The sequence below is a fragment of the Mucilaginibacter sp. P2_A4 genome (assembly GCF_056405015.1).
The window spans coordinates 72,730-97,700 of sequence record NZ_JBFUCX010000016.1 but is presented as its reverse complement, the minus strand read 5'-3'; the positions used below and the strand labels follow the sequence as shown (position 1 = coordinate 97,700).

Annotated in this window: 14 protein-coding genes; 4 read left to right on the top strand and 10 right to left on the bottom strand. The window is 43.0% G+C overall.

The genetic code is table 11. The features are described 5' to 3' along the window. Positions 1-91: 91 nt before the first annotated feature. The 3 genes from AC1DYB_RS24655 to AC1DYB_RS24645 form a co-directional block, all read right to left on the bottom strand. Positions 92-2,479 (bottom strand): ABC transporter permease, encoded by a 2,388-nt coding sequence (locus AC1DYB_RS24655; RefSeq protein ID WP_477438837.1) that lies wholly within the window; start codon positions 2,477-2,479, stop codon positions 92-94. 139 nt (positions 2,480-2,618) lie between these two features. Then, entirely contained in the window at positions 2,619-5,048 is a 2,430-nt protein-coding gene (locus tag AC1DYB_RS24650; protein ID WP_477438835.1) for an ABC transporter permease, read from the bottom strand. Between the two features lie 102 nt (positions 5,049-5,150). Next, entirely contained in the window at positions 5,151-7,913 is a 2,763-nt protein-coding gene (locus AC1DYB_RS24645) for an ABC transporter permease (protein WP_477438833.1), read from the bottom strand. Between the two features lie 321 nt (positions 7,914-8,234). Between AC1DYB_RS24645 and AC1DYB_RS24640 the strand changes: the two genes are divergently transcribed. Further along, on the top strand, positions 8,235-10,733 hold the full coding sequence (locus tag AC1DYB_RS24640) for a M1 family aminopeptidase (RefSeq protein WP_477438831.1): 2,499 nt from the start codon (positions 8,235-8,237) through the stop codon (positions 10,731-10,733). 63 nt (positions 10,734-10,796) lie between these two features. On the opposite strand, the gene AC1DYB_RS24635 is transcribed toward AC1DYB_RS24640, so the two are convergent. The 6 genes from AC1DYB_RS24635 to AC1DYB_RS24610 form a co-directional block, all read right to left on the bottom strand. Beyond that, positions 10,797-12,257, bottom strand: a complete 1,461-nt coding sequence (locus AC1DYB_RS24635; protein ID WP_477438829.1) for a serine hydrolase — start codon at positions 12,255-12,257, stop codon at positions 10,797-10,799. 168 nt (positions 12,258-12,425) lie between these two features. After that, positions 12,426-14,117, bottom strand: coding sequence for a serine hydrolase domain-containing protein (locus AC1DYB_RS24630; protein WP_477438827.1), 1,692 nt, complete (start codon positions 14,115-14,117; stop codon positions 12,426-12,428). A 169-nt stretch (positions 14,118-14,286) separates the two neighbouring features. Further along, complete coding sequence (locus tag AC1DYB_RS24625; protein ID WP_477392030.1) at positions 14,287-14,922, bottom strand: gluconate 2-dehydrogenase subunit 3 family protein; 636 nt, start codon at positions 14,920-14,922, stop codon at positions 14,287-14,289. A 22-nt stretch (positions 14,923-14,944) separates the two neighbouring features. Next, positions 14,945-16,681 (bottom strand): GMC family oxidoreductase, encoded by a 1,737-nt coding sequence (locus AC1DYB_RS24620; RefSeq protein ID WP_295715926.1) that lies wholly within the window; start codon positions 16,679-16,681, stop codon positions 14,945-14,947. 129 nt (positions 16,682-16,810) lie between these two features. Continuing rightward, positions 16,811-17,473: a 3-keto-disaccharide hydrolase gene (locus AC1DYB_RS24615; protein ID WP_477392029.1), complete on the bottom strand. Its 663-nt coding sequence runs from the start codon at positions 17,471-17,473 to the stop codon at positions 16,811-16,813. Positions 17,474-17,858: 385 nt separating this feature from the next. Beyond that, entirely contained in the window at positions 17,859-18,833 is a 975-nt protein-coding gene (locus AC1DYB_RS24610) for a hypothetical protein (protein WP_477392028.1), read from the bottom strand. Between the two features lie 575 nt (positions 18,834-19,408). On the opposite strand from AC1DYB_RS24610, the gene AC1DYB_RS24605 reads away from it, so the two are divergent. From AC1DYB_RS24605 to AC1DYB_RS24595, 3 genes are all read left to right on the top strand, one after another. Continuing rightward, positions 19,409-19,837, top strand: a complete 429-nt coding sequence (locus AC1DYB_RS24605) for a CBS domain-containing protein (RefSeq protein ID WP_295715923.1) — start codon at positions 19,409-19,411, stop codon at positions 19,835-19,837. A gap of 183 nt (positions 19,838-20,020) precedes the next feature. Next, positions 20,021-21,268: a DEAD/DEAH box helicase gene (locus AC1DYB_RS24600; RefSeq protein ID WP_295715922.1), complete on the top strand. Its 1,248-nt coding sequence runs from the start codon at positions 20,021-20,023 to the stop codon at positions 21,266-21,268. A 159-nt stretch (positions 21,269-21,427) separates the two neighbouring features. Beyond that, positions 21,428-22,426, top strand: a complete 999-nt coding sequence (locus tag AC1DYB_RS24595) for a glycoside hydrolase family 43 protein (RefSeq protein ID WP_477438824.1) — start codon at positions 21,428-21,430, stop codon at positions 22,424-22,426. A gap of 393 nt (positions 22,427-22,819) precedes the next feature. On the opposite strand, the gene AC1DYB_RS24590 is transcribed toward AC1DYB_RS24595, so the two are convergent. Then, positions 22,820-24,970 carry a xanthine dehydrogenase family protein molybdopterin-binding subunit gene (locus AC1DYB_RS24590; protein ID WP_477438822.1) on the bottom strand — a complete coding sequence of 717 codons (2,151 nt, stop codon included), beginning with the start codon at positions 24,968-24,970 and terminating at the stop codon, positions 22,820-22,822. Position 24,971 lies beyond the last annotated feature (1 nt).

Below are 24,971 nucleotides of genomic sequence, written 5' to 3'. Positions count from 1 at the left end.
GGTACCTTTCTATCGGCCTTCCCCGCTTGCTTCCTGCCTTGATTCTTGACTTTTAATTCTTGGTTCCTTATTCTTAACTCTTGATTCTTTCCTATTCTGTTTTCAAACTCTTTACCGGATTTAGCATGGCTGCCCTGATGCTTTGATAACTTACCGTTAATAAAGTGATTGCCATGGCTCCAATAGCGGCAGCGGCATATATCCACCAGGCCATGCCGGCATGGTATTGGTAACCTTGCAGCCAGCCGTACATAAAGTAATAAGAAACCGGGGTTGCTATCAGTATGGCAATAATAACCAGCACCACAAAATCTGTAGACATTAAGCGCCACAGGCTAAATACCGATGCCCCAAGAACCTTGCGCACCCCTATCTCTTTAATTCTCTGTTCTGCTAAAAAGGATGCCATGCCGAATAATCCCAGGCAGCTGATAAAGATGGCTAAACCGGCAAAACAAGCCGCCAGTTTACCGATGCGTTGCTCATTGCCAAACTTCTTGGCGTATTCATCGTCAACAAAATGGTATTCAAAAGGCTGCGAAGGGTTATATAGTTTAAAAACGTGCTCAATTTTACCAAGGGCCTCGGTTGCACTAACTTTCGGGTTAATCTTTAACAGTATGGTAGATTCCGAATTTTTGGAGAGGTAATAAATGAACGGCCTTACTTCTTCATAAGGCGAGTTTACAATCATATCTTTAATTACGCCTATTACCTTTAATTGATCGCCGTTCCATTTAATGGTTTCGCCAACGGCATTATTATTAAAGCCCATAAAGCGTGCAGCGGTTTCATTGATCACCAGGCCTGAGGAATCCGTAAGGAACGACCGGGAGAAACCCCTGCCCTGCTTAAAGCTCCAGCCAATGGTTTTTTCATAATCATAAGAAACGCCTTCAGTCGGAAAATCAACGCTCATATTAGGGTCTTTACCCTTCCAGTCAAAACCGCTGCTGCTTGAACTATATTCTGTTGGGGAAGCACCAGCTTCGGCTACAGATATAACGGCTTCACTCTTTAGCAATTCGGCTGTTACCACATCCAGGTGCTTATGAATATCCTCATTAAGTACCGGTATAGAAACCAGGCCATCGCGGCTATAGCCGATAGGCCTGTCTTTAGCAAACTGTATCTGCCTGAAAACAATTATAGTACCGATGATGAGCGTAATGGATACCGTAAATTGGATTACAACCAGCACCTTGCGCGGCACGGCGGCAAAACGGCCTACCCTAAACGATCCTTTTAAAACTTTAATAGGCTCAAATGATGACAAGTATAATGCGGGATAACTGCCGGCAATTAACCCGGTAAATAAACTAAAGCCCACAACCATTAACCAAAACAAAGGGCTGCTCCATAAAACAGACATGCTTTTATCAGATACCGAATTAAAAAATGGCAAGCTGAGCTGAACCAGCAATATGGATAAGGCAAGCGCCAATACCACAAATAATAGCGACTCGCTAAAAAACTGGTAAATAAGCTGGCTTCGTAATGAGCCGATTGCCTTGCGGATCCCTACCTCTTTGGCTCGTTTTTCACTACGGGCAGTACTCAGGTTCATAAAGTTAATGCAAGCCAGCAACAACACAAACACGCCAATAATACCAAACAACCAAACGTATTTAACCCGACCGCCAATGTTTACACCATTTTTAAAATCGCTGTATAAATGCCATTTGCTCATTGGCTGTAAAAATAGCTGGGGCTTCTTTTTGGCCAATTCGGTATTGAGGTTGCGCAATTTGGCATCCTTTATTTTTAGCGATACATCGGCAAAGCTGGTATTATCAATCAATTGAACAAATATCTGGAAGGCATTTGGCCGCCATGGGTCGGCAGCTGTACGCACCCATTCGGTGTTATTAAAATAGAGTTGCCATGGCGCAATGAACGAGACATCGGCAAAGGTTGAGTTACGGGGCAGATCCTCATAAACCCCGGTTACTTTTACATCGAGCTTGTTATCAATCTTTAAAACTTTGTTCATCGGATCAGCATCACCAAAATAGGCTTTGGCATTTGATGCGGATATTAAAACCGAGTAAGGATCTTTAAGCCCATCGCGGGTTCCCTTTAACATTTTAAGTGTAAGCATTTCGGGCGCTTGCGGCTCAAAATAAACGCCCCTTTTATTCAGCTTTTTATCGCCTAAACTTAACAGGTGATTGCCCAAACCGGCGGCCATTGCCACAGCTTTAAAATTACTGCCGTAGTTTTTGCGCAGTTCGTTAGCCAATGGGTAGGGAGTCGCGGCCCAGGTATCGATGTTGCCGTTATTTTTTAAATTTTGCTCAACCAGGGCAATACGATTATAGTTTTGGTGATATTGATCAAACGATAATTCGTCCCAGATCCATAGCCCGATAAGGATAGCCACGGCCATACCAACAGATAGCCCCGCGATATTAATAAAGGAGTTAACCTTGTTTTTTATAAGGTTACGCCAGGCTGTTTTTAAATAGTTTTTTATCATAATTTCTTAAGCTTAAAGCTAAAGGCAGAAAGCCTAAAGCTTCTCTTTTTTATAACTTAGTTTAAAGCTAAAGGCCTTGGTTTTCAGCTTCTCCCGCTTATTTTTGCTTTCAGCCTTAAGCTTTCCGCTTTTAGCTTCCTTACTCCGTTTTCAAACTCTTCACCGGGTTCATTAGCGCGGCTTTTATAGCCTGGAAACTTACGGTGAACAGGGCAACAATAGCCGCCAGGATTCCCGCAAGGGCAAACATCCACCAGCTGATGGGCACACGGTATTCAAATGCCTGCAGCCACTTGTTCATGCCCCACCAGGCTAAAGGTGTGGCTAAAACGAAAGCTATGATAACCAGTTTTAAAAAGTCGGTTGATAATAGTTGCACGATGCCGGTTACGCTGGCGCCCAATACTTTACGGATGCCAATTTCTTTACTCCGCTGCTCGGCGCTAAATGCGGCTAAACCAAACAAGCCCAAACATGAAATCACTATGGCTGCCAGTGTAAAGGTGTTGATGATGCGCGATAGCATGACCTCGTTTTCGTACTGTTTTTGTACTTCGGTATCTAAAAACGAATATTCAAAAGGGGCATCTGCAATATCTTTACGCCAAAGGGCTTCTATTTTGGTTAATAATGCTTTATAATTTTTGCTATCGGTAGCTACAACCATCGTATTAAAATCGTTGATGCTTTTATCATACACCAGCATAAATGGTTTTACTTCGCTGTGCAGCGAGTTGTAATTAAAATCCTTCATTACGCCTGCCACTTCAACGAAAGTTTCGGGGTTTGGCTCGTATTTGGTGTACAACCTTTTACCTGGCGCGGTTTGCGGGTTTAAGCCCAGCCTTTTGGCCAGCGTTTCGTTGATGAGCACCCGGGTTGAATCATGATCCCGAAAATCGCGGCCGCTGATGATTTTGATGCCATTGGCCTTTGCAAAAAATTCGTCGGTATTTATATTTTGGGCATCAATGGCAGTGGTCATGTTACCACCTGCCGGGTAAACACCATGGTCGTGTGGTACAAACTGGCTTAAATAATTATCGGCATTGCTTACAATCTTAACCTCGGCCAACGACTTTAAATCATTTGCGAAATTTTTCATTTTGGCTTGCGTGCCGCCCGTATAAAAGTTGAAGATGAGCTTTTGCTTTACATCAAAGCCTAAATCTTTATTTTTAATAAAACTAAGCTGACTGTAGATAACAATGATACCGGTAACCAGCACTATGGATAACACAAACTGGAAAACCACCAATGATTTGCGGATCCCTGCTGCTGAAATATGGCTGGTAAAATTCCCCTTAATCACTTTTATGGCCTTGAATGCCGATAAGTAGAATGCAGGATAGCTGCCCGCCACCAACCCGGTAACCAACACAAGGCTGATCAGCATGATCCAGAGTTTGTAATTGGTAAAAAGCGATAGCCGGATCTCGGTATTGGTGATCTGGTTTAAATAGGGCAGCAACACCATTAACAATGGCAACGCTATAGCTACACCAATTAACGCCAGCAAAAACGATTCGCCCAAGAACTGTTTAATTAAATCGCCCTGGCCGGCGCCTATTACTTTACGCACGCCAACTTCCTTAGCCCGTTTGGATGCGCGGGCGGTTGACAGGTTCATGAAATTGATACAGGCAATAACCTGGATCATTACAGCAATCAATATCAGGATATAAAGAAACGAGGGATCGAGCGTTTTGGTAAGTTCATGTTCAAAACCCGGCGTAGTGTGTATAGTGGAAACCGGCTGCAGGTGCAGCGATTTTTTCATGCCTATCTCCCTCATTTGGGCGGCGCCGTATTTATTTAAAAACTCGGGCAGCTTTTTTTCAAATGCCGCAGGGTTGGCATCCGGGCGCAGCTTAATGTAGGCGTACAAAAAGTTATTACCGCCCCAGGTATTGTTTTGGCGCACATATTGGCCAAGTCCGCCGCTGTTCATCGCCATAAACATGTTGGCATGAATATGCGTTTTGCCTGCGCTTTCATCAATCACGCCGGTTACCTTAAAATCGTGTTTACCAAACGAGTTATCGATGGATATCATTTTACCTACCGGCTCTTCTTTCCCAAAAAGCTTATCGGCAACGGGTTTTAAAAGCACTATGAAATAAGGTTCGGCCAATACTCTTGAGGCGTTACCACCAACAAAGTGATAGTTAAACATATCAAAAAAAGTAGAGTCGACGTAAGCCGCGTCTTGTTGGTAAAATGATTTTTCCTTGTAGCGCAGCAGGTGTTGTTTGGCCCCAAAGCCTTCAGTAGTTACCACTCGGGTATATTGTACCACTTCGGCAAAATCACTTTTCATGGCCGGTGTAATGGGTGGCGAACTTGCCGCGCCATGGTGCTTATCGCCGGTTAACTCCAAATCGGTAGTAATACGGTATATGTCTTTTACATTTTTATGTTGCTTGTCGTAGTTATACTGATCCTGTACGTACAACAAAATATAAAGGCAACACAACGTGCCCGTAGCCAGGCCAATAATATTGATGAAGCTAAATGTTTTGTTTTTCAACAAAAACCGCCATGCTGTTTTTAAATAACTCTTTAACATAATATTGTTGGTTAGCTAAAGGCATAAAGCCTAAAGCTTTTTATCGTTAATTTAACTGTTCAATTTTCTTGCTTTCAGCTTTATGCCTTCGGCTTTAAGCTTTTATTCCGCTTTTAAACTATTTACCGGGTTCATTAACGCGGCTTTTATACTTTGATAGCTAACCGTAAATACCGCTATCAGTATAGCCGTTATCCCTGCAAGTGCAAACATCCACCAGCTTATGCTGATGCGGTTGCTGGGGTTAAAATCCTGCAGCCACTTGTTCATAGCCCACCAGGCTATTGGCGATGCTATAATAATGGCCAGGAATACCAGCTTTATAAAATTCATTGACAGCAGCGTTGTTATGTTACCGATGCTTGCGCCCAGCACCTTGCGGATGCCTATCTCCTTGCTGCGCTGCTCGGCCATAAAGGCGGCCAAAGCAAACAGGCCAAGGCAGGCTATAATAATGGCGAGTACGGCAAAGCTGGTAAATATGCGGCCCATGCGCTGCACATCGGCATACATATTGGCAAAGCGCTCATCCATAAACGTGTAACGAATAGGCTGATTGGGCGAAAAGTTTTTCCACGTTGAAGTAATCTGCGCCAGTGTGCTTTTCACATCGCCGGTTTTTATTTTTACAGATACAATGGAGTTACTGTTACCCAGGTGCATTACCAAGGGATCTAACCTGTCTCTCAGCGATTCGAAATTAAAATCCTGTACCACACCGATAATCAGCTTTGGCCGCCCGTAGTTGGAGATCCGTTTTCCTACCGGGTTTTTGAGGTTGAGCTTCTTGGCCATCGTTTGATTGATGATATACGCGTCCGAATCGGTTTTCATGGTTGGATTGAAGTTGCGGCCGGCAACTATCTTCATGCCGAAGGTTTTGATATAATCCGCATCTACATCCCAGAACTGCCCGCCGACGCCGGCCTCTATTTTTTCTTTACCTTCGTTGTGAAACTCGTTGCCATTACGCTTGGTGCCCGATACAGGCAGAAAATCGCTGATGGATACACTTTTTACCGATGAGAGTTTTAGCAATTCGTTTTTAAAATTCTTCACCTCATTTTCCAGGGTGTTTGTGCCCTGGATCATTAATACCTGGTCTTTCTCAAATCCAACCTTTTTATTGAGGATAAACTGCATTTGATTATAAATAACAACTGTGCTAATGATGAGAATAATGGATGTGGTAAATTGAAAAACCACTAAGCCGTTTCTAAGCACCGAACTTTTACTGCCCACGCTTAACCTGCCTTTAAGCACTTCTACAGGCTTAAAGCCCGACAGGTAAAATGCCGGGTAAATACCCGCAACAACCCCAATTATAACCGCCGAAACCAATACGGTGGGCAGCAACCACCATTGTTGCCATGGTATGCTTAGTGTTTTTGACGCCAGCACATTAAAATACGGCAGCAGTATTGCAGCCAATATTAAGCCCAGTGCAAAAGAGAAGAAACTATACAATAATGATTCTGTTAAAAACTGGCTGATGAGCCCACTGCGCTGCGAACCTACCACTTTACGTAAGCCCACCTCTTTTGCCCGGTTGGCAGATTTAGCGGTAGAAAGGTTGATGAAATTGATACAGGCAATAAGTAATATAAAACCAGCAACAGCACCAAACAGCCATACAAAACGAATATCCCCGTGCGACATGCCATCGTGGATATCATACGATTTAAGGTTGATATCTTTTACATTCTGCATGAACATTTTCATATGCCCGGCAATCCTAAGCGCGTTTTTATCCCCGTTCTTTAACATATCAGGGATATAGTAATTTTTAATTATGCCATCGGTTAGTTTTTTGTTAAAAGCCGGAATATCGGCTCCCGGTTTCATCAGCAGGTAAACGCTATAGTTGCTTGCTCCCCAGGTTGTCTGTTCGCCATTCCAATACTCAATGCCTGTAAGCGTCAGTAAAAAATCATAGCGTAAATGCGATGTTTCGGGAAGATCCTCCATCACACCGCCAATTTTATATGGCCTGCTTTTATTATTGTTAAGGTACATTACCTTGCCAACAGGGTTTTGACCAGGGAAGTATTTACTGGCTTTGCTTTTTGATATCACCATGGTTAAAGGCTCGGTAAGCGCATGCGCCCTATCACCATAAGCCATAGGTAATTTTAATATATCCAGCAATGATTGATCTGCATAAGCAAAACCTTCTTCGTGCGTGTTCTCCACTCCATCGGCACGTTTAAGCTCATTGCTGCCGGCGCCCCAAAACAGCGAATTAGGCATCAGCCGGCCAAACTTCTCCACTTCCGGAAAATCAGACTTTACCGTTCTGCCCATCACCGCGGGCCAATCCACACCTTTTTCGTGAATGCCAACATCCTGGTACTCTCCCACAATACGGTAAATTCGGTTGGCATCGGGGTAGCTTTTGTCAAAGCTAACTTCGTTACGGATATACAAGGCAATGAGTAAACAGGCAGCAATGCTAAATGCAAAGCCACCAATTTTTATAGCCGTGTACATTTTTTGTTTGCGCAATTGCCTAAAAGCGATCTTTACATAATTTTTAATCATCCCCGTGTTAATTAAAAAGTGAATTTTATTTATCGGCTTCTTTGTTTCTATATATTCGGGTCGCGGAGGCTCAGGTGTAATTGAATTTAGTTTTGCACCCTCTTCAACCGGTTTTATCTTTTTCATTATTCGCTCAAAAAGCAAATAATTATTGGTTTCGTTATCTTGCGGCTCATCCTCCCACCAGTCATACATTAACATTACTGCAGTTTTCAGGTGTGGATTTTTCATCAGCAGCATATCTAACTCCTGCAGCTCATCTTCCGACGCTTCATTAGCCATTTTTTTTGCTGCAAGGCTCCAAACATGATCTTCTATGTTCATACTTTGTTAATTGCTTTAGGTAAATGCGCATATTCTACCAAACACATAGAATAAAATATGTGCCATTTATTTAAATAGCTTATTATCAATATATTAAATAGTTTTAACAGCCTCTACTGTACGAATACGAACAGGTGGTGTACGCTTTTACATGGTGTATAGTTTTTTCCGGACCAGATAGAGCGGGCAAAAAAATGCTATCGTTGGTAACATAAAATATTTTGCAGCGTCTTAGGTATTTTATGGCCGAAAACTTTTTGGCCCTGCGGATGTATAATTGTTTTATCCATCCATTGTTACCTTGCATCATTACAAAAAAATATGACTGATCTGAAACCCATTTCCACACTGCTGCTATCATGCATGCTCACAGCAGTTTTCACCTCATCCCAGGCGCAGCAAGCGCCCCCGGCCGAAAACCCGGCACTGAAAATTTATCGCGAAACACCCAAAAAGGTTAACGATTTGATTCACACCAAACTTGATGTGCGTTTCGATTACAAAAAACGCTATATGTATGGCAAAGAATGGATTACTTTAAAACCTCATTTTTACCCTACCGATAGCCTTAGGCTTGATGCCAAGGGTATGGACCTTAAAAACATTTCGGTTGTAAAAAACGGCAAAAACATCCCGCTTAAGTTTACTTATCAGGATAGCCTGAGCGTTGCCATTAAACTGGATAAGGTTTATCATAACAACGAAAGCTATACCATTTATATTGATTATACCGCCAAGCCAAACGAGCTGAAAGAAAAAGGCAGCGCTGCCATAAATGATGCCAAGGGCCTGTATTTTATCAATCCCGATGGCACCGAAAAGGATAAACCAACCCAGATATGGACACAGGGCGAAACCGAAAGCTCATCGGCCTGGTTCCCTACCATTGATAAGCCAAGCCAAAAAACTACCGAAGAGATCAGTATGACCGTACCAGCCAAATACGTTACGCTATCAAACGGCAGGCTGGCATCGCAAAAGAAAAATGCCGATGGCACCCGTACCGATACCTGGAAAATGGAGTTGCCGCACTCGCCATACCTGTTCATGATGGCTGTTGGTGATTTTAAGATCTATAAAGATAAATGGCGCAATAAAGAGGTGAGCTACTACCTGGAGCCTAAATACGCCCCATACGCCAAAGAAATTTTGGGGATGACACCCGAGGCTATTGAATTTTACTCCAAAACCTTAGGGGTTGATTATCCTTGGAACAAGTATTCGCAAATTGTGGTGCGCGATTATGTAAGCGGAGCTATGGAAAACACTTCAGCTACCTTGCATGGCGCTTATGTACAGGCCACTCCGCGCGAGCTTTTAGATGCTTACTACAATGATGGCCGCAGCACCATTGTTCATGAACTTTTCCACCAATGGTTTGGCGATTATGTAACCGCTGAAAGCTGGAGCAACCTTACCGTGAATGAGTCCTTCGCCAACTTTAGCGAAACCATTTGGGCCGAGCATAAATATGGCAAAGATGTGGCCGATGAGCATAACTATGCTGATATGCAAAACTATTTAAGATCGCCTGATGCCCGCAACAAGAACCTGGTTCGTTTTCATTATGCCGATAAGGAGGATGTTTTTGATGTAGTTACCTATCAAAAAGGCGGCAGGATCCTGAACATGCTGCGCAACTATTTAGGTAATGAAGCTTTTTATAAAGGATTGAACATTTACCTTACTACCAACGCCTTCAAAAATGGTGAAGCCCAGCAATTACGGTTAGCCCTTGAACAAGCCAGCGGACTTGACCTTAACTGGTTCTTTAATCAATGGTATTATGGTGCCGGTCACCCTATATTGGATATCAGCTATAAATGGGATGATGCCACTAAAACCCAAACCGTTTACCTGCAGCAAAGCCAGGACGGACAGATCTTTAAACTGCCAATGGCTATTGACATCTACGCGGGCGGCAAAAAAACACGCCGCAAAGTATGGATGAACGACCAGAATGATACCCTCACTTTTAAACTGGCCTCAAAACCAGACCTTGTGAATGTTGATGGCGATAAAATATTACTGACCAAAAAAACCGACCATAAAACACTGGAAGAATTTGCTTTCCAATACTTTAACGCGCCGCTTTATTTAGACAGACTGGAGGCAATTAACTTTGCCGCTGATAAGCAAACAGAAAAAGATGGACAACGGATATTGATTGCCGCATTAAAGGATAAACACTACGGTTTGCGCAATAAAGCCATCAGAACGTTAAAGCTTGATAATGATGCTATCCGCAATGCTGCCCAGCCTATCCTGGCTTCATTGGCGCAAACAGATGATAATACACTGGTACGTGCTGCAGCCATTACCGCTTTGGGTAGTTTAAAGGCATCAGGTAATATGAATATATTTAAACAGGCATTAAGCAGCCAATCATACGCGGTACAGGGCGCTGCCTTAAATGCTATTGCTTTGTTAGATCCTGCACAGGCTATGACACTGGCCAATGGTTTTGAAAAGGATAACAAAGGCAACCTTACCGTTGCCATATTGGATGTTTACAGCACCAATGGAAACGACGCCCAATGGCCATTTGTAGCCAAACAATTTGAGGATGCTACCCCCCAGGGTAAATTTAATACAGTAAGAAAATTTGGAGCATTGGCCGCCCGCGTTGAAAAACCGGCATACGCCCAGCAAGGGATCAATGACCTTAAGGCCCTTGGTGTAAAATACAAAGCCTTTGGCGCCGGCGATATCGCTATCAAACTGATTACTGATATTAAAGCCCACAGCGAAAAGCTGCATGATGATGCAACAATAAAAGCTGCCGACGAGGCGATAAAACTGATAGCAGACGCTAAGTAGACTGATAAATAAAACAAGCCATATGAAGTTTTGAAAACTTCATATGGCTTTAATAACACCTCCTTATTTAATTTTCTTTGCCTCGTTTTTATGCCCGTTTTGATAGAGGATAACCGAAGTTACTTTCCCTGTGGCATCTTTAATTACTTCTAAATCGGCAAGGAAATTTTTAGGGAAGAATTTATTCTGCGCTTCGGGGTAGATAGGAAATTTAGGCTGACCTGTAGCTTGCGCATATAGTTGGTTTCCATCCCTGCTTAGCGTTATTATAAAATCGGGTTTAAGCGCGTATTGGCCTGTATAACTCTCCAAATCCGAGTCACTAACCTTCACCAATGTTTTTACGGTATTTAAAAGCAAGCCTTTAAAGTTGTAAACTTTGGCAACGCTATTAACCACCTCCTGCAAAATTTCACCATTATCCGAGTTAACCATCACAACGATACCATTACCGTCCTTAAGGCTTCCGTAATACTGGCACCTGAAGCCTTCATTTGCTCCCCCGTGCTGAAAGTATTTTGTACTATCCACATTAGTGGTTGTAATAAATACGCCCAAGGCCGCGTCGGCGTTTTGGAAGGGCGTTAACCTGAGCTTTGTAGTTTCCTGATCCAATACCTTAGCAGATTTACCCTCATAAGCCAATTGCGTTTCAATAATATACTTAGCCAAATCTGTTGGATTTGTCCACAAACCGGCAGCCGCCTGCTCGGGATAAATATGGTACTTACCGGGAATAGTCTTTCCATTGGGATCATAACCGGCAGATAACAAAGAGGGTGCTACACCAACCGGAGGTTGTGCATAAGTGCTGGAGATCATGCCCAAAGGCTGCAGCACATTTTTTTTCATATAATCGGCATACGGCTGTTGGGTAACATCCATCACTACCATTTGAGAAATGGTAATACCTCCACCAGAATATTCCGACCGTAAACCAGGTTGATACATGGAACGGATTGGGTCGGAATTTGCCGGCTTTTGTCCGTTTAATATTTGAACTACTGATGGCAATGGCTTGCCTTGTTCATAACCAGGAAAACCATGAACGGTTAAGCCGCCGGTATGGCTCAACAGGTTTGCCATATTTATTTTTTTACCCTTAGCAAGGCTATCGTAAGGAAATTTCCAGCTTTTTAAATAGGTATTAATATCTGCATATAAGTCTATTTTCTTTTCCTGCACCAGTTTCAGAACGCCAACGGCATTGATAGATTTACTGATGGAAGCAGCCTGAAAGAGTGTTTGCGGGGTGACGGGTATTTTTAAACTATCGTCTGCCGTTCCGTAGCCCTTTGCCCAAAGTATGTGATAGTTTTGAATCACGGCCAGGCTTAATCCATGTACTTTGTAATAAGCCATACGTTCCTCCAAAGTTTTGGGTGTTTCATCTTTGAATTGTATGGTGCTGATTAAATTGGATTCAACCTGCTTAATTTTATTATCGGTATCATCCTGCCCATAAACACATGATTGGCTGAAAGCCAATGCCATTAACACAAAAAATAAACGTAAAGTTTTCATATGAGTGATTAAATATAGGTGTATAATTATCCCGCCTCAAATACAAAGCCAATATTTAAAAAATTAACAATCAACGCATTACACAGTATCCCATTATAAATATGTTCGCATGTGAACAGCGTTGTGCGATATTGAACGGTGTAAACAAAAAGTTCGGCTGTGCAGTAATCATAGTGCTTTAGTTTTAACAAACTTCAAGTGCATTACCCGCCAGCTATCCACTTCAAAACCTGTAATTTTCTTTGCTTTATTCCGGGTGACTAAAAGGTGCTTCATGTACCAGGTATCATTAAGTAAATGGTCAGGTCCAAATAGCGTCAACTTCGTGTCGTTATACTTGCTGTTGATTAAATAAAGCTGGTGGTCTTTTAATGTTATTTTATAAGTACAATCTAATTCGGGGCTATAATAAATACCGGTATATTCCAACAAGCTTTTATCGTCGGCTTGCATCTTAGTTGGTAATCTGGTAAAATGGTATGCATCACCCGGCGTATTCATGGTCAAATCGTAATCTGATTGTTGATTGAAATTGAATTTAATACTGGGAACATAAAAAATGGAATAAGTATTTTTCGATTCCCTTGTCAGCAGGTAATCATTCGTATTAGTTCCCATATGCTGATACAAACTATCATTTTTAAGCGTCAAACCCATAGTCATATTCACTTCGTTACTAAAATAATCCCCCTGTTGTTTTGCCATGAAAGGCAGCTCGGCAACAGGTATTTTGACATCCCTTTTCTTTTCTTCCGCTTTTGGTACGGCTGTCTTTTCAGCAATCAAAAGATCGGCAATTTGACCGGCTTTTTCCTGGGCATATATTTCACTCGAATTACTTAAAACAATAATCCCTGTTTTCAGCTCAGGGAAAACAGTAATATAGGTGCGGTAAGCGGCATCTGCGCCATCATGTTTGTATTGTTTCCACCCTTTGTAATTTGCAGCAATAATCCCTGCCGCATAATCCAGTTCAGTTCCGTCATTTAACTTTGCCTTTTGGGTAAGCTGTAATATGGATTGTTGATTCCCAACCCTGGTATCGTAAAAATTCATAACCCATTTGGCCAGGTCATTAATATTAGAAAAAAGACTGGTGGGCCCCACAGTAGAATAGCTTAAAACACTATTACTAAAACGGGTATTGTCTTTCCTGTCGTAAGAGTATGCCCTGTTCCTTTCTATCTCGGTATAATCATCATGAAAATGAGTACTGCTCATTCCCAAAGGTTTAAATATCGCCGAGTCTGTAAATTTCCTTAACGACTGGCCGGATATCGATTTCACAATTTCTGCCAGTAAGGTATATCCGCTGTTGGAGTAAATGAATTTATCGCCGGGGTTAAAATTGAGTCCCTGCTGTTTACTTAAAATTTTGATGATATGTTCCTGGGTGATCACATCATCAATCCTGGTTCCCGAAATGCCAAGCAGTTGCCATTGGTCTCTTATTCCGCTTGTATGATTCAGCAAATTACGGATGGTTATCTTTTGTTTGAGATTTGGAAACCAGGGCAGATATTTACGAATATCGTCGTCGAGGTTAAGCCTACCTTGTTGCGCCAGTAAAACAATAGCGTAGGCTGTGAATTGTTTAGATACTGATGCCAAATGATATACAGTTTCTGGTGAGTTGGGTATAGCATATTCCAGATTTGCCATGCCATATCCTTTGGAAAAAATAAGTGAGTCGTTTCTGACAATGCCTACTACGCAACCGGGGCTTTGAGTATTGTCCCAGCTTTTAAAAAGAGAATTGATTTTTTTAACAATAGGCTCAGGTAATGCCTGGGCCCGTAATTTAGTATCCGCTGTTAAGATCAAACAAAGGAAAAGGCAAAATACACGTGTTTTAAACATTACGTGATAATTAGGTTTGTTTTTGGTTGGGATAAATTTAGCAAAAAAAACCTCAACCTTTTTGACTTGACCAGGTATCCGGCAAAACATCTTTGCCCCCCGATGAAAAATTAACCCAACAAAAAACCGCCTCATAATTACTTATGAGACGGCCTCTTGTTTGTTGGTATTAAACTCCGGCTTTTACATCCTGCATACCGTAATGCTTTAACACATCATCAGGCACACCAGTCCATTTGTTGGGAGTGTTACCGGCGTAACCTATGTCTTTAACACCAATCTCGCTGGTGAAAAAGCCCGATGCGGTTAAATCGCGCATGCGGTTAAAGAATGCCACACCCTGGGCCATTTCTGGTTTGGCCTTATTGGGGTAAGCTATCATATCTATCAATTCAATTTGCTGCGCTTTGCTGCTATCGGTAAAAACCTTACCGTAACGGTTAAGGCATTGCATATCCAACCAGCGCAGGCCACCACGCATTGGGGTTTGATGATCGGGCATATCCTTCACAATAAACTCAATAAAATCGGGCACTTTGGCATCTGATGCACTGCCAGATTTTTCGTCTTTAGGAATTATAATATCGACCAAAACTGTAATGGTAGCCATTTCCGCCGTGGTGAAAAACTTATCAGCATTAAGCTTTTTATCACGTTCAACCTCAAAGGGCTGTCTGCCTGCCGCGGCTTCTGCTGCCGGGGCCGCTTCATCAACTTTTGGGGCACCTGGTTTACAAGCTTCCAGTAATAATCCTGCTGAAAGTGTGGTAAAGCCTAATGCTTTTAGGGAGTCACGTCTGTTCATAATATTTTATCGGATTAGCTTGTTAAACGTTTAATTTTTTTCTTTCCTGTAATATGTATTCCGCGGTACGCATTGATAAAGCAAGAATTGTCCATGTTGCATTTTTATCGCCCTGTTGTACAAACGGAGCGGCATCAACTACAAAAAGGTTTTTACAATCATGTGCCTGGCAGTACTTGTTTAAGGCCGATTTTTTAGGATCATTACCCATACGTACTGTACCAACCTCATGAATGATCTTACCCGGAGCCTCTAAACCATAATTGGTTTCGGGACCCTGCGGACCACCATATATAGCACCACCCATATTATGCATAATTTCCTGGAAGGTTTCCTGCATGTGTTTGGCTTGCTTAATTTCATCAGGTGCCCATTTATAATGGAAGCGTAAAACCGGAATACCGTATTTATCAACCACGTTAGGATCTATCTCGCAATAGTTATCATAACGGGCAATAGCGGTACCACGGCCGGCCATACCAAACTGGGTACCATAAAAACGGCGATAATCATCTTTCAATGATGCACCATAGCCACCGGCTTCTTTTACTTTACCATCTCTGCCCGGTACAGCGCCATTCATATTATGGATACCGCCACCAAAACCGTATGATGGCATGTGCATGCCGCCACCATATTCAATATGATAACCACGCGGAAAATCAAGTTTTTTATTATCAAGCCACCATGGCGAGTAAATGTGTACACTGCCTGCGCCATCTTCGTTATAGCGTTTTCTATCCATTAACTGAGGCAAAAAGCCACCCGCGCTTGATCCGGTTGAATCATGCAGATAACGACCAACCACACCGCTGCTGTTAGCCAAACCACCCGGATGGGCTTCTGACCTGGAGTTAAGCAGGATCCTGGCCGATTCACCGGCACTGGCGCCAAGTATTACTGTTTTTGCATTTACCTGGTATTCCTGCATATCCTCCTTATTAACATAGGATACGCCGGTTGCTAAACCTTCTTTATTGGTGATCACTTCGCGCACCATAGCATTGGTGATCACTTTGAGATTACCTGTTTTTATGGCCGGGATAACCAGGCATGATGATGCCGAGAAATCGCCATAAATTTTACAGCTGCGTCCGCATTGGCCGCAAAAGAAACAAGCACCACGATCTTTATTACCCGGCAAAGCTTCTGTAAGTACAGCGCCACGACCCGGGATAATAGTTACACCTGCTTTTTTAGCACCATTAACAATATACAACTCATTTAAACGTGGCTTTGGCGGAGGTAAAAAGATACCATCTGGTTCATTTGGCAAACCTTCTTTAGTTCCGTAAACACCTATCATCCGGTCAACCTTATCATAGTAAGGTTTAACTTCATCATACGTTATTGGCCAGTCATCGGTAAGGCCATCTTTGGCCTGAAAATCAAGCGGACCCATACGTAAAGAGATACGCCCCCAGTGATTGGTACGCCCGCCCAGCATGCGCGAACGGAACCAGTAAAACTCGGTTTTATCTTTTGTGGTATAAGGCTCGCCATCAATCTCCCAGCCTCCAAAAGCTGCATCAAAATCACCAAACGGACGGGTTGTACCTGCACCGCGGCGAGGCGACTCCCATGGCCATTTTAATTGTTGTGAATCCTTCTGCGGATCAAAATAAGCACCTGCCTCAAGCATCAGTACTTTTACACCGGCATGCGCCAAAACATAACCGGCCATACCCCCGCCGGCACCAGAACCAACAATTACTACATCGTAGGTTTCCGATGATTTTTTAATTTGTAGATCGCTCATATTATCTCAAAAATACCCTTTTTTGTTAAACAGGAAAATGCATGCCCTGCAGGCATGCATTAATTGAATGGGATTATGTGTGTACAAATATATTGAACGCTGTGCGTAAAATATATGTTATTAAAAATTTTATAATTCTTTAATTGAAATATCGCGGAACGCTACCACATGACCGTGATCCTGCAGCGCGATATGGCCTTTAGGATAGGCGGCAAAATCTGTCCAGGTTTTAAATTTGCTGTTTGCAATCATTGTTTTCCACTCTTCGCTGCCCATTTGGGTATCAACTATTTTGGTACCATTTAGCCAAAAAGTAAGATGACCGTCTTTTTTACGAAGTTTCACTTTATTCCATTCGCCGGCAGGTTTTGCAACATCCTTTGAAGGGGCTTTCATATCATACAGTGAACCTGCAAGGTGGTTGGCTTTTTTATTATCGCTGGCATCTTTATTATCAAGCACCTGCATTTCAATACCTGTAACGTAGGTTTCATTAAATTTAGGATCTTCATGAACACCAAAAATAACTCCACTGTTACCTTCCTTTGTGATGTTCCACTCCAGGGTTAGCTCATAGTTTTCGTATTCGCCATCAGTAACCAGGTCGCCCTGTTGTTCGGCTTTTGGGTCAAGCTGCAAAGCGCCGTCAACAACTTTCCATGCACCGGCACCTGTTTTTAAATAAGTGTGCCAGCCGGTAGTTGTTTTACCATCAAACAATGGTTTGGTTTGGGCCGATACAGCAAAATGCAGGGCAGGGATAGCCATAAGGCTTAGTAAGATCTTTTTCATTGGTTTCGTTTTATAATTAATAGGAAGATATACCTTTTTAATTGGTTAAATATATCTGCTTTTTGTTAATGCTAAAACGATTATCGGAAAAATAAATTACATACAAGCACGATTGGCTTTGTAAAAATATGGATATACAAAACTGAAGACATAATGCACCTGGCCGAAAGCTAAAAATCAGCCGGCAATGTGCAAATAAGTGAATGAAAAAATATTTAAAACTTAATCCCTGCTGGGAAATCGCTTTTAAAATATTTAAGGGTCAAATGCCAGAAAAATCTATTAAATGATACTGTTTGGTACAGAATATTGCCAAATAGCGATGGGGTTGAAACCCATCGCTATGGTGAAAGTTTTAATTTATCTTTAAAAAGCGATTCCCTTGTTAATCCCTGGCATGTTTATGGAAACCAAAAGATAAGCCCGCTGCTATACCAACGGTAACATAGCCATAGCTATCCTGGAAACTTTGGTTATAATCATCCTGCCCGCGATAACCGCCGCCAACCATAAATGCCGTACCCTGCATAAAAGGAAATGAGTAATAATATTTAAGGCTCACGTTTAACCTTTTTTTGATATCAACGGTAGAGTAGTTATCGTACTTATCGGCAATGTAAGTAAAATCAAACTGGATGCGCTGCCAGTTTTGGTAGGTCATTCGCCCTTCCTCCAATGGATCTTTATAGGCTTTTACAAAATTATACATCCGGCTGCCGTTTACCCTGATGAAACCATAATGATCTTTTAAGCCCTGCGATAGCCCTAAGTTAAACAAACCGGCATGTACCTCTAAGCCTATGTTATCATACCGATTAATGGTAAGCCCGGGCTTATCAACCCGTTTACCTGTAAAATAGGTAAGGGTATAAAAGTTAGTTGTGAATTTACCGCTATCGGTATTAAAGCTACCATCCTTATTTAACGATGGCCCCCGCACACCGTTTGAATGGTGCGAATAGGCTAACGACAAAAATTTTGGCTTAAAGGTGTCCTCATTAACCCTGAAAAATACTGTTGCATTGGGCATATAGCTTGGCGATTTTACCGGGGCATCCCTTGTATCCAGTAAACGAATTTTCACCCTTGAACTGAACACAAAAAAGAACCGCGATTTTGGAGAGCTGAACAAGATAAAATTTGGCGAAAGATCGGCAGTCAGCTGTGTTTTATCTTTATTGAAATATTCATTACCTGCTATGGATAACCGCATGTTCTCCTCAAATATATTATCAAAAGCATGATTGATAATATGCCGTGTTAAACGCGCCGAATCTGATTTGCTGGTATCACTACCTAAAGTAGTGGCCTTTGCTATAAAGCTGCCGTACAAAACCAGCAACACTATGCAGCAAATCAATTTTAAAATTAACTTAATTTTATGTTGAAATGGTGAAGCAGTATTTTTAAATGATGCCTTAAAAAGTAAAGATGAAATCAATTTAGTAAGTATTATTTTTTATAAATCGTTGTTTAATTAAATTATGAAAGCATGGCAAATGCCTTATGCTTCATTGTTAAATTTGATGCTGCAATATTAAATATTAATCGTTTTTAAGCAGGCAAACCACTGTCAGTTCAACGTAAAGCTTATAAGCAATAGCCCCATTGGATAAGATAATGCATATTGCGTACGGAGGTTTTTACAGTACAATTACAGTTGATTGCCGGTTGTTAACAACTATACCTTAATTGTCCATTTTTTTGGCTCTCAAATGGAGGGTGAGTTTTAATTTATTAAATAGAAAAAGCGGGGTTTATACGGGCGGCCGAGGAACGCAGGTGCCCCCCCGCGGCAGCGTAACCTTTTTAAAAGCATACAAGCCCAAAACCAGCTACCGGATCATTGATATTAAATGATGAAAAAGTGTATACTTTTAATTCTGATTTATTATATTTGGTAAAGGCCAATCCTCTCATTATAAATTTTTTACCATGATAAAAGTTTCAACCGTACTTGCCCGTAAAGGTGGCGGAGCCATTAGCATTGATGCAGATGTATCAGTTTTAGAAGCGCTAAGACTTATGGCCGAAAAAAATATCGGTTCTGTAGTTGTAACCCAGGATGATGAATACCTTGGCCTGCTCACCGAACGTGATTATGCCCGTAAAGTGATCCTGAAAGGAAAAGCATCGTACGAAACCCTGGTACGCGAGATCATGAGTACCGGCCTGCCCCGCATTGTGCCCGAAACCTCTATTGACACCTGCATGCACCTCATGAGCGACAGTAATATCCGTTACCTGCCCGTTTTTATGGCCGATAAATTATGCGGCATCATTTCTATCAATGACCTGGTAAAGGAAACAATCCTGCATCAACAGGAAACTATTGAGCAGCTAAGGGATTATATAAGTTCATAAGGAGTGTATTTATTGGTATATGGTAAGTGTTGACGAAGTTATCTAACACGTAGCGTTCATCGCGGCTGTGCTTTATTGCCATTGGCTTTATGTTAAATACTGGCTATAAACACCATCCATGTTTAAACGGCAACCATATCCAATTAAATTTTCATACCTTGCATAATTTACTTATAAGATATAGTGACTTTTCAGGATTTTAATTTCAACGGACAATTATTTGAAGGCATAGAGAGTATGGGTTTTACTACCCCTACCCCCATACAGGAAATGGCCATACCGGTTGTTTTGGCCGGACAAGACCTTATTGCCTGCGCCCAAACCGGTACAGGTAAAACAGGCGCATATTTACTGCCTGTGCTAAACCACATTACCGGTACAGCCAAACACCAAACAAGCGTGCTTATTTTAGCGCCAACCCGCGAACTGGCCCAACAAATTGACCAACAGGTTGAAGGTTTGGCTTATTTTACCGGTGTTAGCTCTTTAGCGGTTTTTGGTGGCGGCGATGGCATGGCTTACGAGCAACAGCGCCGTGGCATCCAAAATAATGTAAACATCATTATAGCTACTCCAGGCCGTTTAATTGCGCACCTTACATCTGGCGTATTAAAGCTTAACCATTTAACGCACCTGATATTGGATGAGGCCGACCGCATGCTGGACATGGGTTTCTCTGACGATATCATGAAGATCATCAGCTACCTGCCCAAAACCAGGCAAACGCTGTTATTTTCTGCAACCATGCCCGGGCGTATTCGCTCATTGGCTAAGGCTATCCTGAAAGATCCGCAACAGATCAATATCGCTATTTCGCAACCAGCCGTGGGTATCGATCAGCAGATTTACCGTTTGCATGATCAGCAGAAAACACCTTTACTGCAACTCATCCTGCGCGATTCGGCTTATGCAAGCACCATCATTTTCGCATCCCGCAAGGAAATTGTAAAATCATTATACAAAGAACTGAAAGCTATCAAGATCAACGCAATGGCCTTCCACTCCGATCTGGAGCAAAAGGAGCGTGAAGAGATCCTGTTAAAATTCAAAAACAAACAGCTGCCGGTTATTATTGGTACCGATGCCCTTTCGCGCGGTATTGATGTGGAAGGCATTGACCTGGTGATCAACTATGATGTACCCGGCGATCCGGAGGATTATATCCACCGCATAGGTCGTACAGCACGGGCCTTAACCACCGGTACAGCTATCACCTTTGTTAACCACCGCGATGAGCGCAAGCTTAAAAACATAGAGCAACTGATAGAGCGGCCTATCCGTGTAGTTGGCCTGCCCGATGAACTGGCTTCTATACAAGCAGCTCCGCAATCCCATACCGACGATAAAAGAAAGCCAAGCAGGCCCAACAAACGCTGGGGTCAAAAGAAACCGAAAAACAGCAGTAGTAATAGCGGCGGCAGCGCTTCGTAGAGACGCATAATTGCGCCTCCAACTATACAGAGCCGCTTTGCAAGGTTGATTTGCACGCGTAGAGACGCAAATATGCTTCTCTACGGAAAAAAGCGGGTGCATGTTTAACTAAACCATTTTAGCTATTATATTAGCGGTCTTAAAACATAATTATCTACTATGAAAAAGGGCCTCTATAAAAAAATGGTTTTAGTGCTAACAATGGTTGCCGCCATTGCCGCGCCGGTTCACCGTACTTTTGCACAAGACAAGAAAACATCCGGCAACCCGGTTGTTGAAGGTTGGTATGCCGATCCCGAAGCTAAAATTTTCAATAATCAATACTGGCTATACCCCACCTACTCGGCCAAATACAATGAGCAGGTATACATGGATGCCTTTTCATCGCCCGACCTGGTGCATTGGACCAAACACTCTCACATTGTGGACACTAGTGGTGTAAAATGGGTTCGTCGCGCGCTGTGGGCACCGGCAGTTACTCAAAAAGATGGTAAATATTATATCTTCTTTGGCGCCAATGATATCCAGAACAATAATGAAAAAGGCGGCATTGGTGTCGCTGTAGCCGATAACCCCGCTGGCCCTTTCAAAGATTATCTGGGTAAACCACTCATCGACCAAATCATTAATAAAGCGCAGCCAATTGATCAGTTTGTTTTTAGAGATGATGACGGCCAGTATTATATGATATATGGCGGCTGGGGCCAGTGCAATATTGTTAAACTTAAAAATGATTTTACAGGTGTTGTTCCGTTTGAGGATGGTGTAACTTATAAAAAAATAACTCCAGAGGGCTATGTAGAAGGTCCGGTAATGTTTAAACGCAAAGGCAAATACTACTTTATGTGGAGCGAAGGCGGTTGGACAGGTCCTGATTATCGCGTTGCCTATGCCGTTGGCGATACCCCTTTCGGTCCGTTTAAACGCATAGCCACCGTATTAAAACAAGATGCCAGCATCGCCACCGGCGCAGGCCACCACTCGATGATCAATGTGCCCGGCACCGATGAATGGTATATTGTTTACCACCGTCGCCCCTTAACCGAAACCGATGCAAACCACCGTGTAATGTGTATTGATAAAATATACTTTGATAAGGATGGATTGATACAGCCGGTTAAGATCACCAACGAGGGTGTAGCAGCGAGGAAATTGTAGATGTGCAGATTATAGATTTCAGATGTGCCGGTTTTTTAAAAACCTTTGCTGAATGAAATAATTAAAAATGTCATTACGAGTGATAAAATTTCGGGAAACGCTGAAGGTGAAATGACCTTAAAAAAGTTTGTCATCCTGAGGAACGAAGGATCTATTCGCCGACTTTACAGGGCGAAGAAGCATGACGAATAGCAGATCCTTCACTGCGCTCAGGATGACAAAAAGTTTTTTTTGCGACCATGCCATAGCGAGAAGGAACAACGAAGCAATCGCGAACCATGCAAGTCCATCCTGCACAGTTCGCGATTGCCACGCTGCGCTCGCAATGATATGAGGCATATTTGACATGTTTCTCACCTCATTTCCTGCCTTAGAGTTTCCCGAATTTTATCATTACGCCATCACCTTATCAGGCGTGATAGGCAAATCCCTTACCCGTTTACCGCTGGCATTATAAACCGCGTTGGCTACTGCGGCAGCCATACCGATAAGGGCGATCTCGGCCATACCTTTTGCACCCATTGGGTTAATGATCGGGTCGGGTTTGTTAACAAACAGGGCGTCAATCTGCGGGATATCGGCATTTACGGGTACATGATAATCAGCAAAATTATTGTTGATGTATCGGCCATAGCGATGATCAATAATGGATTCTTCCATTAAAGCCATGCCAATACCACCTATAGCGCCACCCACTACCTGGCTGCGCGCTGTTTTTGGACTAATAATATGGCCCGAGTCGGCCACACAGGCAACTTTATCTATTTTAACAACACCGGTTGCCGGGTTTACCAACACCTTTACAAAATGAACCGACCATGAGTTCATGGCATATTTTTCCATGCCATTACCGCCGCCTGTTTCTGTAACCACCTCCAGCGATGGCAGGCTGTGCTCTTTTAATATTTTGGCATAATCGGGCTTGTCGGCACCTCCGTTGCCAATAAGCTTTTGGAATTTCTCTTTCAAATCTGCGCAGGCCTGGTATACTGCAGACCCAACGCTGGCCGTAGTCGCCGAGCCGCCCTGGGTTGGCGCATTTGGCAGCGATGAATCTCCCATCTCAAACCTGATCTTTTCGCCCGGAATGCCCATTTGCTCAGATGCGATCAAAACCATTGCGGTTCCTGTTCCGGGCCCAATATCACTAACGGCGCTTTGCAATAACAATGTACCGTCTGTATTCATCTTTGCCCTTATAGTCGCCCCGCTTCGATAGGCGCCAAACATGCCACCCGCCATGCCATAGCCAACAAACCAGCCATCTTTTTTAACTGATGCGGGCTCCTGTTTACGCTCGCTCCATCCTATATGATCAGCACCCAACTGGTATGCTTCATTCAGGAACTTGCTGGAAAACGGCTTGCCGCTATCGGGATCTTTTTCTGCATAATTCCGGAGTCTTAACTCAACCGGATCAAGCTTTAAGCTATATGACAGCTCATCCAGCGCAGATTCCAGCGCGAAGGAACCTGTAGCTTCGCCCGGTCCGCGCATCCAGGTTGGGGTGGCAATATCCAATGCAACCAAATGATATTTAGTATTCACATTAGGGCAGGCATATAAATTCTGGCTTACACCTGTTGGCCCTTCAGTAAAGTTTTCGTAAGATGATGTTTGCCCGGCGGCTTCATGGGTAATACCCGTGAGTTTACCATCGGCAGTAGCGCCAATAGCGATTTTTTGCCAGGTAAACGGCCGGTAGCCCACCGAAGTGAACATATCTGCACGGCTTAAAACCAGCTTAACCGGCTTTTTAACAACCTTTGCACCAATAATAGCGGCAACTTCATGCGGCCATGTACGCAGGGCGCTGCCAAAAGCCCCGCCTACAAACTGCGAGTGTACCTGCACATTTTCAACAGGGAGTTTAAACAGGTGAGCTAAATCTTCCTGTGTACCCTTTACCCCCTGGGTTTTGTCCCAAACAGATAATTTATTGTCAGCATCCCAATTGGCTATAATGGCATGCAACTCCATGGGGTTATGGGTTACTGTAGGTACAATATATTCCTGCTCCACCTTAAACGGGGCCGTCTTCCAGGCATCTTCTGTGCCGCGTTTATAAGTCCCTTCGCCACGCGGCGGGAAACCATTACTCCTATTATCTGGCAGGCTGGTAATATGCTTATCGGTATGGTATTGTGCCTTTACCAGCGATGCGCCAAACAATGCGCGCTCAAAAGTATCAGCAATTACCAGTGCGATGGGTTGCCCGTTGTAATATATCTTATCATCATAAAACACTTTGAATGCGCCTTTGGGCTGGACGGGTTTACCACTTTCAGGCTGATCGCCCGGTACCTTTGGCGCGTTTAAATGGGTAATTACAGCAAGTACCCCCGGCGCTTGCCCGGCGGCTTTGGTATCAATGGATATTATGGAGCCTTTGGTGACTGTACTACCCACCAAAACCCCGTAAGTTAAACCCGCTGGTGTATATTCTGCCGAGTATTTAGCCGCGCCGGTTACTTTTAACCGCCCGTCTATCCGGCTCATGCCTGCTGATGAGGATGGCATAATGGAGTCTATCGCTTTTTTCATA

Bases quoted from the DNA above. Each gene is read 5' to 3' on its own strand.
- AC1DYB_RS24655 (WP_477438837.1), bottom strand. From the start codon at position 2,479: ATGATAAAAAACTATTTAAAAACAGCCTGGCGTAACCTTATAAAAAAC.
- AC1DYB_RS24650 (WP_477438835.1), bottom strand. From the start codon at position 5,048: ATGTTAAAGAGTTATTTAAAAACAGCATGGCGGTTTTTGTTGAAAAAC.
- AC1DYB_RS24645 (WP_477438833.1), bottom strand. From the start codon at position 7,913: ATGAACATAGAAGATCATGTTTGGAGCCTTGCAGCAAAAAAAATGGCT.
- AC1DYB_RS24640 (WP_477438831.1), top strand. From the start codon at position 8,235: ATGACTGATCTGAAACCCATTTCCACACTGCTGCTATCATGCATGCTC.
- AC1DYB_RS24635 (WP_477438829.1), bottom strand. From the start codon at position 12,257: ATGAAAACTTTACGTTTATTTTTTGTGTTAATGGCATTGGCTTTCAGC.
- AC1DYB_RS24630 (WP_477438827.1), bottom strand. From the start codon at position 14,117: ATGTTTAAAACACGTGTATTTTGCCTTTTCCTTTGTTTGATCTTAACA.
- AC1DYB_RS24625 (WP_477392030.1), bottom strand. From the start codon at position 14,922: ATGAACAGACGTGACTCCCTAAAAGCATTAGGCTTTACCACACTTTCA.
- AC1DYB_RS24620 (WP_295715926.1), bottom strand. From the start codon at position 16,681: ATGAGCGATCTACAAATTAAAAAATCATCGGAAACCTACGATGTAGTA.
- AC1DYB_RS24615 (WP_477392029.1), bottom strand. From the start codon at position 17,473: ATGAAAAAGATCTTACTAAGCCTTATGGCTATCCCTGCCCTGCATTTT.
- AC1DYB_RS24605 (WP_295715923.1), top strand. From the start codon at position 19,409: ATGATAAAAGTTTCAACCGTACTTGCCCGTAAAGGTGGCGGAGCCATT.
- AC1DYB_RS24595 (WP_477438824.1), top strand. From the start codon at position 21,428: ATGAAAAAGGGCCTCTATAAAAAAATGGTTTTAGTGCTAACAATGGTT.
- AC1DYB_RS24590 (WP_477438822.1), bottom strand. From the start codon at position 24,970: ATGAAAAAAGCGATAGACTCCATTATGCCATCCTCATCAGCAGGCATG.